At 54.4% G+C, this 12,639-nt stretch carries 14 protein-coding genes; 4 read left to right on the top strand and 10 right to left on the bottom strand.

Features of this window, described 5'->3' with window-relative positions:
* Nucleotides 1–54: 54 nt before the first annotated feature.
* Nucleotides 55–831: a ferredoxin--NADP reductase gene (locus tag CXF87_RS12935; protein ID WP_008956562.1), complete on the bottom strand. Its 777-nt coding sequence runs from the start codon at nucleotides 829–831 to the stop codon at nucleotides 55–57.
* A 179-nt stretch (nucleotides 832–1,010) separates the two neighbouring features.
* Here CXF87_RS12935 and CXF87_RS12930 point away from each other — a divergent pair, with 179 nt between their 5' ends.
* Nucleotides 1,011–1,937, top strand: a complete 927-nt coding sequence (locus tag CXF87_RS12930; RefSeq protein WP_008956563.1) for a LysR family transcriptional regulator — start codon at nucleotides 1,011–1,013, stop codon at nucleotides 1,935–1,937.
* A 26-nt stretch (nucleotides 1,938–1,963) separates the two neighbouring features.
* Here CXF87_RS12930 and CXF87_RS12925 read toward each other — a convergent pair whose 3' ends face one another.
* The 6 genes from CXF87_RS12925 to phnD all read right to left on the bottom strand — a co-directional run bounded on the left by CXF87_RS12925 (nucleotide 1,964) and on the right by phnD (nucleotide 7,899).
* Nucleotides 1,964–3,820, bottom strand: a complete 1,857-nt coding sequence (locus CXF87_RS12925; protein WP_101146865.1) for a methyl-accepting chemotaxis protein — start codon at nucleotides 3,818–3,820, stop codon at nucleotides 1,964–1,966.
* Nucleotides 3,821–3,941: 121 nt separating this feature from the next.
* Nucleotides 3,942–4,373, bottom strand: coding sequence for a host attachment protein (locus CXF87_RS12920; RefSeq protein WP_008956565.1), 432 nt, complete (start codon nucleotides 4,371–4,373; stop codon nucleotides 3,942–3,944).
* Nucleotides 4,374–4,450: 77 nt separating this feature from the next.
* Nucleotides 4,451–5,260: a phosphonate ABC transporter, permease protein PhnE gene (gene phnE, locus CXF87_RS12915; RefSeq protein WP_101146864.1), complete on the bottom strand. Its 810-nt coding sequence runs from the start codon at nucleotides 5,258–5,260 to the stop codon at nucleotides 4,451–4,453.
* On the bottom strand, nucleotides 5,254–6,066 hold the full coding sequence (gene phnE, locus CXF87_RS12910; protein ID WP_101146863.1) for a phosphonate ABC transporter, permease protein PhnE: 813 nt from the start codon (nucleotides 6,064–6,066) through the stop codon (nucleotides 5,254–5,256). Before phnE (CXF87_RS12910) ends, phnE (CXF87_RS12915) begins: the two co-directional genes overlap by 7 nt.
* A complete protein-coding gene (phnC, locus tag CXF87_RS12905) occupies nucleotides 6,053–6,850 on the bottom strand; it encodes a phosphonate ABC transporter ATP-binding protein (protein WP_101146862.1) in 798 nt (265 codons plus the stop codon). The genes phnE (CXF87_RS12910) and phnC overlap by 14 nt, the downstream gene beginning before the upstream one ends.
* Before the next feature lie 56 nt (nucleotides 6,851–6,906).
* Nucleotides 6,907–7,899 carry a phosphate/phosphite/phosphonate ABC transporter substrate-binding protein gene (gene phnD / locus CXF87_RS12900; protein ID WP_008956569.1) on the bottom strand — a complete coding sequence of 331 codons (993 nt, stop codon included), beginning with the start codon at nucleotides 7,897–7,899 and terminating at the stop codon, nucleotides 6,907–6,909.
* A gap of 174 nt (nucleotides 7,900–8,073) precedes the next feature.
* Here phnD and CXF87_RS12895 point away from each other — a divergent pair, with 174 nt between their 5' ends.
* From CXF87_RS12895 to CXF87_RS12890, 3 genes are all read left to right on the top strand, one after another.
* Nucleotides 8,074–8,673, top strand: a complete 600-nt coding sequence (locus CXF87_RS12895) for a histidine phosphatase family protein (RefSeq protein WP_198556104.1) — start codon at nucleotides 8,074–8,076, stop codon at nucleotides 8,671–8,673.
* Nucleotides 8,674–8,723: 50 nt separating this feature from the next.
* The gene (locus CXF87_RS22110) at nucleotides 8,724–8,882 is read left to right on the top strand and encodes a hypothetical protein (protein WP_232774922.1); all 159 of its coding nucleotides are present in this window, start codon (nucleotides 8,724–8,726) and stop codon (nucleotides 8,880–8,882) included.
* Nucleotides 8,883–9,017: 135 nt separating this feature from the next.
* Nucleotides 9,018–10,187: a sensor domain-containing diguanylate cyclase gene (locus tag CXF87_RS12890; protein ID WP_232774921.1), complete on the top strand. Its 1,170-nt coding sequence runs from the start codon at nucleotides 9,018–9,020 to the stop codon at nucleotides 10,185–10,187.
* Between the two features lie 20 nt (nucleotides 10,188–10,207).
* Here CXF87_RS12890 and CXF87_RS12885 read toward each other — a convergent pair whose 3' ends face one another.
* From CXF87_RS12885 to CXF87_RS12875, 3 genes are all read right to left on the bottom strand, one after another.
* Nucleotides 10,208–10,600: a RidA family protein gene (locus CXF87_RS12885; RefSeq protein WP_022521312.1), complete on the bottom strand. Its 393-nt coding sequence runs from the start codon at nucleotides 10,598–10,600 to the stop codon at nucleotides 10,208–10,210.
* 114 nt (nucleotides 10,601–10,714) lie between these two features.
* A complete protein-coding gene (locus CXF87_RS12880) occupies nucleotides 10,715–11,443 on the bottom strand; it encodes an amino acid ABC transporter ATP-binding protein (protein ID WP_035583650.1) in 729 nt (242 codons plus the stop codon).
* 84 nt (nucleotides 11,444–11,527) lie between these two features.
* On the bottom strand, nucleotides 11,528–12,628 hold the full coding sequence (locus tag CXF87_RS12875; protein ID WP_101146860.1) for an amino acid ABC transporter permease: 1,101 nt from the start codon (nucleotides 12,626–12,628) through the stop codon (nucleotides 11,528–11,530).
* Between the last annotated feature and the right edge of the window lie 11 nt (nucleotides 12,629–12,639).

The following is a 12,639-nucleotide window of genomic DNA, read 5'->3' as shown; positions in this document are numbered from 1 at the left end:
CCGGTTTATATCCTCAAACCGATTAGCGGGGGTTTTTAATGGCTAGTGGTTAACTTACTTTTCGACGAAAGCGCGTTCAATCACGTAGTCGCCCGGCTCGCCCATGCGCGGCGAGATATTGAGCCCCAGCTCATCAAGCAGTGCGCTGGTATCATCCAGCATGGCGGGGCTACCGCAGATCATGGCACGATCCTGGCGCGGGTCGATGGGCGGCAATCCAGTATCTTCGAACAGCTTACCGGTACGGATATGGTCGGTCAGGCGGCCCATGGTGTGGAACTCTTCACGGGTAACGGTGGGGTAGTAGACCAGCTTTTCAGTGATATCTTCACCCAGGTACTCGTGCGCAGGCAGCTCTTTGGTGATGAAGTCGGCGTAAGCCAGTTCAGAGACCTCACGGACACCGTGTACCAGCACGATTTTCTCGTAGCGCTCGTAAACGTCGGGGTCTTGGATCAAGCTCATAAAGGGCGCCAGACCAGTACCAGTCGAAAGCATGTAAAGGTTACGACCAGGCAGTAGATCATCGGTCACCAGCGTGCCGGTTGGCTTGCGGCTGACCATGATCTGATCGCCCACTTTCAAGTGCTGTAGGCGTGAGGTTAGCGGGCCATCGGGCACTTTGATGCTGAAGAACTCAAGGTGGTCTTCATAGTTGGGGCTGGCAATTGAGTAAGCGCGCATTAGCGGCTTGCCATTCACTTCCAGACCAATCATTACAAACTGACCGGTTTTGAAACGCAGGCTGCGCTCGCGTGTGGTGCGAAAGCTGAACAGGGTATCGTTCCAGTGATGAACACTAAGCACTTCTTCCAGAGCAAACTTACTCATGCCGCTTCTCCCTTAGCCGATGCGGACGCGCTACTGCATCGGGCATATTCTTAAAAAGAATAAAAATGATTAAATAAGTTGCCAGCAAGTCTAAGCAAAGGGTGGTATATCTGTTAAGTGAATTATATTGATATCGGTTATCTGAAAAATAGATATAGATCAAATAAAGGTCAGGCTCTATGCACTACACTTTGCGGCAGTTGGAAGTTTTTGTAGCGGTCGCCCAGCATGAGAGCGTCTCCCATGCGGCGCGGGCGCTCTCCATGTCTCAGTCAGCGACCAGTACCGCGCTTGCCGAGCTGGAGCGGCAGTTCGATTGCCAGCTGCTGGATCGCATCGGCAAGCGCTTAAAGCTCAACGCACTCGGCTTTCAACTGTTGCCCAAAGCGGTGGCGCTGCTCGACCGCGGGGAAGAGATAGAAGAACTCCTGCGTGGTCAACAGGGGGTTGGGTCGCTGGAGGTAGGCGCCACGCTAACCATCGGTAACTATCTCGCCACGCTGCTGATCAGCGACTTTATGCAGCGCCACCCCGGCAGCCGAGTGCGCTTAGCAGTGCGCAATACCCGCCATATAATCGAAGGTGTGCGTCAACATTCGCTGGATTTAGGGCTGATTGAGGGGCAGTGCGACGATGAGATGATCATCAGCCAGCCCTGGGTCGAAGATGAGCTGTGCGTGTTCTGCTCGCCGCGCCACCCACTGGCAGGCCGTGAGCACCTTGAGTTAGAGCAACTACTGCGTGAAGACTGGATCATGCGTGAAGAGGGCTCGGGCACGCGGATGACGCTGGAGCACGCCGCACGCCACCGGCGCAGCCGGTTTAATACCCTGCTGGAGCTTGAACACACCGAAGGTATTAAACGGGCGGTAGAGTCGGGGCTAGGGATTGGCTGTGTTTCACGCCTCGCTCTACGCGATGCCTTCCGGCGCGGCAGTTTGGTACCGCTGCCCACGCCGGAGTTGGATTTAAAGCGTCAGTTCACCTTTATCTGGCACCGCCACAAGTACCTCACCACCGGTGTGCGTGAGTTCTTGCGGCTATGCCGTGAAATGACCGCTGGGGCTAAACGCAGTGACGATATTGCGCTGCCGCCGATTCCTTAACATCTCCACTGGCTTTGCTCTTGAGATTAGGTGGTATAGGCTCTGGCGTTGCTTAATGCTAACGGAGCAGACGCTGATTCTGAAAGTTTGAAGCCGCCCACTGCATCTGCCAAGCGTAGTGACTGATCTTTTAGCTGCTCAGCTGCAGTGGTGGATTCTTCCACCATGGCGGCATTCTGTTGCGTCATGCGGTCGAGTTCGGACACGGCAATATTGACCTGACTGATACCATCACTTTGCTCACGCGTAGCGGCGGTAATTTCGTTCAATACATCGGTTACACGAGTGATGCTAACGACAATCTCTTGCATGGTAGAGCCCGCGCTCTTAACCAACTGAGTACCGTTGGTAACAGTTTGGTGAGAAGTATCTATGAGCGTTTTGATCTCACTGGAGGCATCGCTGCTGCGCTGAGCCAATTTACGTACTTCATCGGCTACCACGGCAAACCCACGGCCATGCTCACCAGCGCGTGCAGCCTCTACAGAGGCATTCAATGCCAGCAGGTTGGTCTGGAAGGCGATGCCATCCATCAACGTAACAATCTCGCTGATTCGCGTAGATGACGCCGAAATATCGTCCATGGTGGCAACAACCTGGCCCACTACGTCACCACCGCGGTTCGCTACTTTAGATGCGTCTAACGACAGTTGGTTAGCATGTTGTGCCGAGGAAGCGGTATGTTCGATAGTGCTGGTGATTTCTTCAATGGAAGCAGAGCTCTGCTGAAGGCTTGAGGCCGCATTGTCGGTGCGCCGCGATAAATCCTGGCCACCAAGGGCAATTTCACTGGCCGCGGTTTGTACCGATTGGCTGCTGTCGCGAATGGTGAGCATGACACCATCCATTTTAGCGACAAACTGGTTAAAGGCGCTGGCGATTTGTGCCACTTCGTCGCGTCCATCTTCTGATAAGCGCTGAGTTAAATCGCCGCTGCCGCTGGCTATGCTCATCAATGCATTGCGCACGCTAAGCAAACGACGCAGTAGGAAAGTTAACAACAGACCAAATGTAATTATCGTGACGCCAGCAACGATGATTAGCGTCACAATGGAGGTTGTCGCGATTGCCCGAAGGCCCGTTGTGGCTTCGGCTTCATCTAACGCCACCACCAATTGCCAATCGCTATTACCGCCTACTGAACGTGCCATTAGTAGCTTACTGCTACCTTCCAGGGTGATTTGTTGTGGGCTAGTCGCAGACGTGAGTTGTTGTAAGTAAGCAGCGCTTAATTCATTACTCAAGGCGGTAGAGGGCTCAAGCGTCAGCTCACTATTGGGATGAGCCACAAGGGTACCGTCGCCCGTTACCAGGAAGCCGAAGCTGGAAGGCGTGGGAGATATACCATCAACAATAGCCACCATATCACTGATGTTAACGTCGGCGCCTACTACCGCCTGTAATTGATTGTTTTGGTAAAACGGCCGGGCAAAGGTAACGACAAGATCCCCGCTCTGGGCATCGACATAGGGGGCAGTCACAATGGTGTCTTCGGCATTTACAGCTGCCTGATACCAGGGGCGCGTGCGAGGATCAAAGTCAGCGGGTGGCTCCCAGCCATTAAAGAAAATCGTTTCACCGCTTTCCGCGTAACCTATATAGGTTGCCATGAAGTCGCCAGAAGTCGTTAGCTGGCGCAGCGCAGCACGAGGATTGCGGCTAGAGGCAGCTTCTTCCATGCCTGTTAGCATAGTGCTACGTGACTCCATCCATTCATGAAGCGCGCTGGTGTTGCCGCTAACCACAGCGTTAAGATTACGGGTTATTTGTTGATTATTATGGTGTTTTACCGTGGTATAGCTGGCAATGCCGTTAATCATCAGGGCAAGAGTAATCACTACTAGCGCAGCTAGTAGAATGCGTGCTCGGAGGGTAGAAAACATGATCGCTCTCGACGTCGAAGTGCATGTCAGTACCCAGGGAGGCACTGTTGATAGAACTTCTTAGTATCGGCGAGAGCGACCACTACTTTAGGTTAGTAAGGAGATTGTAAAGTTAATACGTCTAACGTAAGTCGCTCACGGCAGTTTGAATTTCTGCTAGCGAGGCTTTGCTTAGGTCTTTCGAAAGGGAGTGAATGACCAGTTTCTGGGTCGGGCCATCAAGCTTGTCACGCAACAGGCCTAAAAATTTAGGGGGTGCGACCATGATTAACTTCTCCAGGCTGTTCTTAACCCGCGCACTATAGAGGTGTTGAGCGACCTCTTTAGCAAACAGTTCATTCTCGTGCTGTGAAGCAACGTTTTCTTCTCCAGAAGAGCGTGACGTGGAGGATGTCGACTCATGCACATCGGCGCCGCGGCGATCAGTGATTAAATCGCCCTCATGAAGTCTTCCTGCTGCATGTACCAGACTTTCCTTTTCGGCAAGATTAAGCGAATCACGGGTAAAAATACGCGCGCGAGCGGCGTCGGCTACCACGATATAAGTTGTCATCGCTGTGCATACTCCTTGTCGTTGATGATCCTTTAAACATGGCAAGCGTTTGGCGCTAGGTCAAACGCTTAGGCCACCTACAGGACTTTGCCGCGCAGCAAACTGGTGATGGCTTCGCCAATCAGCACCAGCACAATAATGGCAATCAAAATGGTCGCCACGGTTGGCCAGGCAAAGGTGTCAATCGCACCTTGCAGGATCACCCCAATACCGCCCGCACCCACTAAGCCAAGCACTGTCGATTCGCGGATATTGATATCCCAGCGCAGGATCACAATGGCAAAAAAGGCTGGCATGACCTGAGGCACAATCGCATAGGCAACCACTTTGGCCTTGGAGGCGCCGGTGGCTTCCATCGCCTCTACAGGGCGTCGGTCGATTTCCTCGATTGCCTCGCCCATCAACTTGCCGATAAAGCCAATGGAGCGAAATACGATGGCGAGTATCCCTGCTAGCACGCCAGGACCAAAAATTGCCACGAATAGCAGCGCCCAGATAATGGTGTTTACCGAACGGCTGGAGACGAGAATAAAACGCCCCAGCCACAGGCAGGTACGGTTTGGCGTAGTGTTTTGGGCCGCAATATAGGCCACCGGTAAGGCCAAGAAGATGGTTAAGAAGGTCGCCAGGGTGGCGATATGCACGGTCTCAATGAGCGCCGCGATGATGCCCTTAAATCCCGCTGCACTGGGTGGCCACATGCGCCCCCCAAGCGCAGAAATTTGGTTGGGTGCATCCCATACCCAGGGCCAGAAAATATCAATATCGCGCACCGCCCAGACCACTACTATCAAGGTGGCTAAGAGCACGGCGTAGCGAATAAGGCGTTGCTTGCGGTCGTAACGTTGCCAAACACGGTCGGCAATCTGCTGTGCGTGATCTACCATATTTTTTTCCTTACCCAGCCGCTGACACCTTCGCTGAGCAAAATGACCGCGATAATAACGAGCAAAATCGCAAAGGCGAAATCGTAATCGTAGCGCCCAAAGGCGTTCATGAGCGTGCCGCCAATGCCGCCTGCCCCCACGATGCCAACCACCGCAGAGGCGCGCAGGTTGCTGTCCAGCTGGTACATGGAAAGCCCGACCTGGCGTGGCAGTATTTGCGGGAAAACCGCATAAAACAGAATAGCAACATAACCCGCGCCTGCGGCTTTCATCGCTTCTACCTGGCCCCAATCAATCTCTTCGATCTCCTCGGCAAGCAGCTTGCCGACAAAACCAATCGAATAGAGCGTGAGGGTAAGGATACCCGCCAGCGGACCAAAGCCGACAGCAGCGACGAACAGAATCGCCACGATCACCGGGTGGAAGCTGCGTGAGACAATAATCACTGCTCGGCCAATGATGTAAATCGGCATTGGAGCGATATTGCGCGCCGCCATCACGGCAAAAGGAATAGAGAGCAAAACCCCCATCAATGTGGCCAAAATGGCGATTTGAAAGCTCTCTTTAAAACCTGTCAGCAGTAGCTCGTAGCGCTCTAAATTGGGCGGGAAGCCGCCACTAAAAATACGCGCGGCGCGAGGCAACCCTTCAGAGATTCGCGCCCAGTTGAATGGCAGCGAGCCGAACGCCCACACCAAATAGACTACGGCGACGATGATCAGCCCATAACGTAGCAACGGATTAGCGATAAACGGCGGCTTTCTCCAGGTGCGGGGCGCTGTTGACGGGGCGTCAGGCGGAGTCATGGGCGCGCTCCTCCGCTGGATTCTCGGTGATCGCATCGTCCGGTGCTTCAATGCCGCCGTAAATGGCGTCTAGCGCGTCTTTGTTGAAGTCGGCAGGCAACCCATCAAAGATCATCTTGCCGTGGCGTAGACCCACTATGCGCTCGGTATAGGTTTTGGCCTGTGCCACGTTGTGGATATTAATGAGCACCGGCAGCGACAGCTCGCTGGCCAGGCTCTGCAGCAGTATCATGATCTGCTCGGAGGTGCGTGGGTCGAGAGAGGCCGTTGGTTCGTCTGCCAGCAGGACTTCAGGTTCCTGCATTAGCGCACGAACCACGCCTACCCGCTGGCGCTCACCGCCGGATAGCTCATCAGCGCGCTTGTTGGCGTAGTGAGCGATTCCCACCCGCTCCATCAGCACAAACGCACGTTCAATATCTGCCTGGGGATAGCGGCGCGATATCGCTTGATAGAGATTGACGTAACCCAACCGCCCGGCCAGCACGTTCTCCATCACGGTCAAACGATCCAGCAGATTAAAGCCCTGGAACACCATGCCGATTTTGCGGCGAGCACGGCGCAGCTCGGCGCCTTTCAGGTTCACCAGCTCATTGCCGTTGAGCTTGATCGAGCCAGAGGTGGGCTCGACCAAGCGATTAATACATCGCAGCATGGTGCTTTTACCCGCACCCGAGGCGCCTACGATAGAAACAACACTGTTTCCCTCTACCTTGAGGTCAAGCCCTTTCAGCACGGCTTCATCGTGACCATAACGTTTGACCAGATTGGTAATTTCCAGCATGTGTCCGCTTCCATCGTCGAGAAAATAACCGCACCGCCGGTGGCGGTGCGTTACGTTTACTCTTCCAGATTTTCTGGCGTATAGCTCACATCATTAGCCGCCTGAATGGTGCGGATTACCTTCCAATTATCCTGGTAATTGATGGGAATAAATTTCTCGACGCCTTCAAACTCCTCGCCTAGCTCGGTGCCGACAAAATCAAAGCTGAAAAAGGCTTCTTCGATTTTTTTGACCAGATCTGGGTGCAGGTTATGGGCGTAGTTGTAAGACGTGGTGGGGAAGCGGTCGGACTCAAAAATCAGCCGCACGTCCTCTTCATCGTAAAGGCCGCGGGCGGCCATCCGCTCGACGACTTCAGAGGCCACAGGAGCGGCGTCATAGTCTTGGGCCACAACACCTAGCATGGACTGATCGTGGCTACCCGAGTAGACCACCTCGTAATCTTCATCGGGCGTAATGCCGAGTTCAGGCAGCAGGGCGCGAGGGGCCAAGTTCCCCGAGTTGGAGGTGGGCGAGGTGTGGGCGACACGCTTACCTTTGAGGTCTTCTACCTCGTGAATGTCGGAATCGACGTGGGTAAATAGCTGCAGGGTATAACCAAATTGGCCGCTATCAGAGCCCATCAATGCAAATGGCACAGCACCGGCCAAATTCACCGCAAACGGTGTGGGGCCGGTAGAGAACCCAGCAATATGCAGCCGCCCGCTGCGCATGGCTTCTACCTGCGCCGCGTTGGACTGCACCGCGAAGAAGCGCACATCGCGCTCGGTGACTTCCGCCAAGTGATCGATAAAGGGCTGCCAGATATCTGAATAAATGGCCGGATCTTCTACCGGGGTATAGGCAAAGATCAGCGTATCGGGATTAACCCACTCAGACTCGTCAGACGGACGATCAGCGACCATATCGCCATCTTCGTCGCAATAAATGGCAGCCAAATCACCCCGCTCACACTCAGCGAAAGCAGGTGTTGTTAACAGGGCGAGCGGAAGGAGTGATGCGGCGGTAAGCATTGCAAGCGGGCGCTTGCGGAAGAGCGAAGTTGCCATGGTATGCCTCGTTTGTACGGTTATTGTTGTGTGCTTGCTATGGTTAATGCTGTGTTCTCTTCACTGCGATTTGCTACTTATGAAAACGAAAAATGGTTCGTAAGTGGACATTCCGCGCGAAGGATGGTTATTTTCGAAAGCAGACACCTTCAATCTAGGGTTTGTGACAAACTTATGTCAAATACTTTACAGTCTCCCTCCGACCATTGGCGCAATCGCTATTTATTAATGCGCCACGGCCACAGCCAAGCAAACCAACAGGGGCTAATTATCAGCAGCCCTGAGCGCGGTATTAACGAGTTTGGTCTCTCGGCGATCGGCGAGCGCCAGCTTGCCCAGGCGGTGGCTGAGAGGGGGTGGCCTGTGCCCACCAAAGTGGTGCATTCAGATTTTTTAAGGACGACCCAAACGGCTGCCCAGGTGGCGAGCGCTTTTAAGCTTGAGATGGCAGTAGATAAGCGCTTGCGGGAGCGTTATTTTGGCGAATTCGATGGGCAGACTGATGCGCATTATCCTGACGTATGGGCACTGGACAGCCGTAATGCCGATCATACTCATCATCAGGTGGAAGCCGTTAGTTCAGTAGCGGCGCGCATGAGCGCCGTGATGGAAGGGCTAGAACAGCAATACGCAGGTGAAATCATCCTGTTGGTAAGCCATGGCGACCCGCTGCAAATCCTGCTCACGGCGCTAGCCGGGAAACCGCTGACGACCCATCGTGAGCAAACGCCGTTAGCACCCGCTAGCATCACTCTTTATGGGCATGGTGTGTAATCCACAGAAAGCTGTGTGATAGTCTCTAAGAAAAGTAAAGAGATCCTGTTATGCCTGCTCCTTTTTCGCCGGATGCGCCGAGCCTGCTAAATGCCCTTGCCGTGGGTAGCCGTGCGTTAATCGACGCGCACTTTTGGAGTGAAGGAGTCGATAAGCTATTGGCGGCGCTAGGAGAGGCATCGGGTGTCAATCGCGTGTGGATATTTTAAACCATAGAACGCAGCCCAAACGGTGTCCTGCAGGATTATGTTTTTGAGTGGGCGTCTTCCTCGCACTATCGTGAGCGAACGCAAAAACGCTTTCGCTTTTTTACCACGCTGATCGACGATGCCGAGTATGAGGAAATGGTCAATCGTCGTGAGCGCGGTGAATCGCACACCTGTATTACCTCGAAGGTGGATCTGGGAACGCTGCGCGACAATTTGGAAAGCCAGTCGATTCAATCAATGGTCACTGTTCCGATTATGGTGAATGGTCAGTGGTGGGGCACCTTGGGCTTTGACGACTGTGAGCGCGAAGTTGACTGGGAGGGGGCGGGGTTGCAGGCGCTAGTGATCGGCGCCGAACTGATCGCCTCGGCTATCTATCGTCAGCAGCTTACCCGCAGGCAGCGTCAGGTTGATCTGCTGCAGCAGGTCGCCGCATGCGGCACCTGGGAGATCAACACGCGCAGCGGCGCCACCTGGTGCTCTTCGGCGTTGTTGCTTTCGCTGGGATACCCTGGCGATTACGCCATGCTCCCGTTGCGTCGCTTACTGGCCCATGCCATGCCCGCCGACCGATTAAGGGTGTTTGGTGTGATTCGCGAGTGCTATCAGCGACTGCAAACCCATTGTCGTATTGATGTCCAGCTTAGGGTCGCATCCGGGCAGTGGCGCTGGCACGAGTTGGTGATGGAAAGCTATTACACCGAGGATGGCTATTTGGCGCGTATCGGCGGTCTAGTCATCGACATTAGCCAACGCAAAAATATCGAAGAGCAAGCCTGGGCAGCAGCGGAGTTTGACGCCTTGACCGGCACGCGCAACAGACGCGGCTTGGCTAATCACTTAGCGCAACTCAATGAGCGCCCTGTAGCGGCAGCCTATTACTTGCTGATGATTGATATTGATTACTTTAAAAATATCAATGATCGCTACGGCCACCCCGCAGGGGATGAGCTATTGGTGGAGATGGCAAAGCGTGTCCATGATGCCCTGCGGCCCGAGGATTGTCTGGCAAGGCTTGGCGGTGAAGAGTTTGCCGTTACGGCAGGTGATTTATCGCACCAACAGGTAGTCCAGCTAGGCGAGCGTATTCGCGAACGAATAGCCCGGGAGCCGTTTTATCTGACGGCGGGCGAGTCCCAAACGCCGACGGTGGTGACACTCACGGTCAGCGTGGGGATTGCACCACTGGCGCTCACCAGTGATTTAGACCACAGTCAGGCAGTCGCCGTTGCCCAGGCCGACCAAGCGCTCTATGCCGCCAAAGAGGCGGGGCGAAATTGCGTTGTGGCGCACTGGCAGCCGTGAGAATAGCCTACTGATAAGGTTTATTGTTGCGACGGCGGAATCCAGGCAATCATATCGACTTCCACATCGGCACCGCCCGCAAGGCCGGTCACCCCAATGCAGGTGCGGGTAGGCAGCGGCTGGGGGAAGTAGCTCGCATAAACCTTATTGACCTCGTCAAAGTGGCCCATATTGGTAATAAACACCCTTGACTGCACCACATACTCGAAGGCGCTGCCAACTTCTTCCAGCACAATCGCTAGGTTCTGCATCACCCGGTGGGTCTGCTCGGTGAAAGTCCCCAATAGCATTTCGTTGGTTTCCGGCACCGTCGGCATTTGCCCCGTGATAAACACCAGATCACCTACGCGGCACGCATGAGAAAACGGTGCGATAGGCTGTGGCGCGCGGTCAATAAACAGCTTTTCAATCATGCCTTTGTCCTTTATTTGATAGCCATTTTTTAAAGTCTGTTAACCATCATGGGCCTCAAATGAGACCCATGATGACGTACTTATCAACAGCTGCTTTGTCGATTGGGCTGTGGATTAATGCCCCAGAATCTGGCTCAGGAACAACTGGGTGCGTTCAGACTGCGGGTTATTGAAGAATGGTTCAGGCGCGTTTTCTTCAATGATTTGACCCTGATCCATAAAGATCACTCGGTCAGCGACCTTTTTGGCGAAGCCCATTTCGTGGGTGACACAAATCATCGTCATGCCCTCTTCCGCCAGTTCCACCATAACGTCCAGCACCTCTTTGATCATCTCGGGGTCTAGGGCGGAGGTGGGCTCGTCAAACAGCATCACGTCAGGGTGCATGCACAGTGAGCGGGCGATGGCCACGCGTTGCTGCTGGCCGCCCGAAAGCTGCCCGGGGTACTTGGTGGCCTGCTCTGCAATGCGCACCCTTTCAAGGTACTCCATGGCCAGCGCTTCGGCTTCTTTACGGGGCTTCTTCTGAACCCACATTGGCGCGATACAGCAGTTTTCCAGCACCGTTAAGTGAGGAAACAGGTTGAAGTGCTGAAACACCATACCCACGCTGCGGCGAATCTGCTCTATACGCTTAACGTCCTGGGTTAGCGGTACGCCGCCCACTACGATTTCACCTTTTTGGTGCTCTTCAAGGTGGTTAATGCAGCGAATTAGCGTTGATTTGCCCGACCCCGAAGGGCCGCATACCACGATCCGTTCGCCGCGTTTTACTTCAAGGTAGATATCGCGCAGTACGTGAAAATCGCCGTACCATTTGTTGACGTTGCGCATCTCGACCATCAGGTCAGAAGTACTGGCGTCAGTGGTGTTGGTGGCTGCTTGTGTCATGTTGAAATCCTACTTAAATCGTAAAGAAATGCGGCATCAGTGCTTATGGCCGGTATTAAGCTTGCGTTCCAGGTACTGGCTGTAGCGCGACATGCTGAAACAGAAAATCCAGAACACGAACGCCGCAAATACATACCCCTCGATTGAGAAGCCCAGCCAGCGCGAGTCGGAAAGCGCCGCTTGCACAATGCCCAGCAGGTCAAACAGCCCGATGATCATCACCAGGGTGGTGTCTTTAAATAGGGAGATAAACGTATTAACGATACCGGGAATCATCATCTTAAGTGCCTGCGGCATGACGATGAGCCCCATACGCTTCCAGTACGTCATCCCCAGCGCTGCGGCAGCTTCGTCCTGGCCTTTGGGGATCGCCTGCAAACCACCGCGAATCACCTCCGCCATGTAGGCGCTTTGGAACAGCGTGAGGCCGATCAGGGCGCGCACCAGGCGATCCACGCTGATTTCTGAAGGCAAGAACAGCGGCAGCATCACCGAGGCCATAAACAGAATGGTAATCAGTGGTACACCGCGCCAGAACTCAATGAAAATCACGCAGAAGGTTTTGACGATGGGCATGTTCGAGCGTCGCCCAAGGGCGAGCACGATACCAATCGGTAGCGCGCCAATCATGCCTACGCTGGCCAAGAGCAGGGTCAGCATCAAGCCGCCCCAGCGGTGGGTCGAGACACGCGGTAGGTCAAAGTAGCCGCCGTGGAGCAACACGTAGGCGATGACCGGGAAGATTAGCAGCGCAAACAGGGCCATCCAGCGCTTAAAGGGCAGGCGAGGAATGACCATCCAAGCAATAATGGCCGCAAACATGGCAAACACGATGTTGGCACGCCAATACTCTTCGCTTGGGTAGAGGCCATACATGAACTGGGAGAAACGCGCGTTGACGAAGACCCAGCAGGCGCCCGCCCGTGTGCAGTCTTCGCGGCTGTCGCCCACCCAGTTGGCATCGATAAACGCCCACTGAACGGTTGGCACCACCAGCAGATACAGTACGTACAGGCCCAACAGCGTGAAAACACTATTGATAGGACCGTTGAACAGGTTGCCTCGTAGCCAGGCAACCGGGCCGATCGTGCCTTTAGGCGCCGGACGCTGAGGTATGGTTTCTTTGTTGTGAATCATGGGGTCGCCTC

Origin of the sequence: Halomonas sp. MES3-P3E (genome assembly GCF_002836035.1) — a bacterium.
Lineage (GTDB): Bacteria > Pseudomonadota > Gammaproteobacteria > Pseudomonadales > Halomonadaceae > Vreelandella > Vreelandella arctica.
Note: the sequence above shows the minus strand (reverse complement) of the source record. Positions and strands in the feature narration are given on the sequence as shown.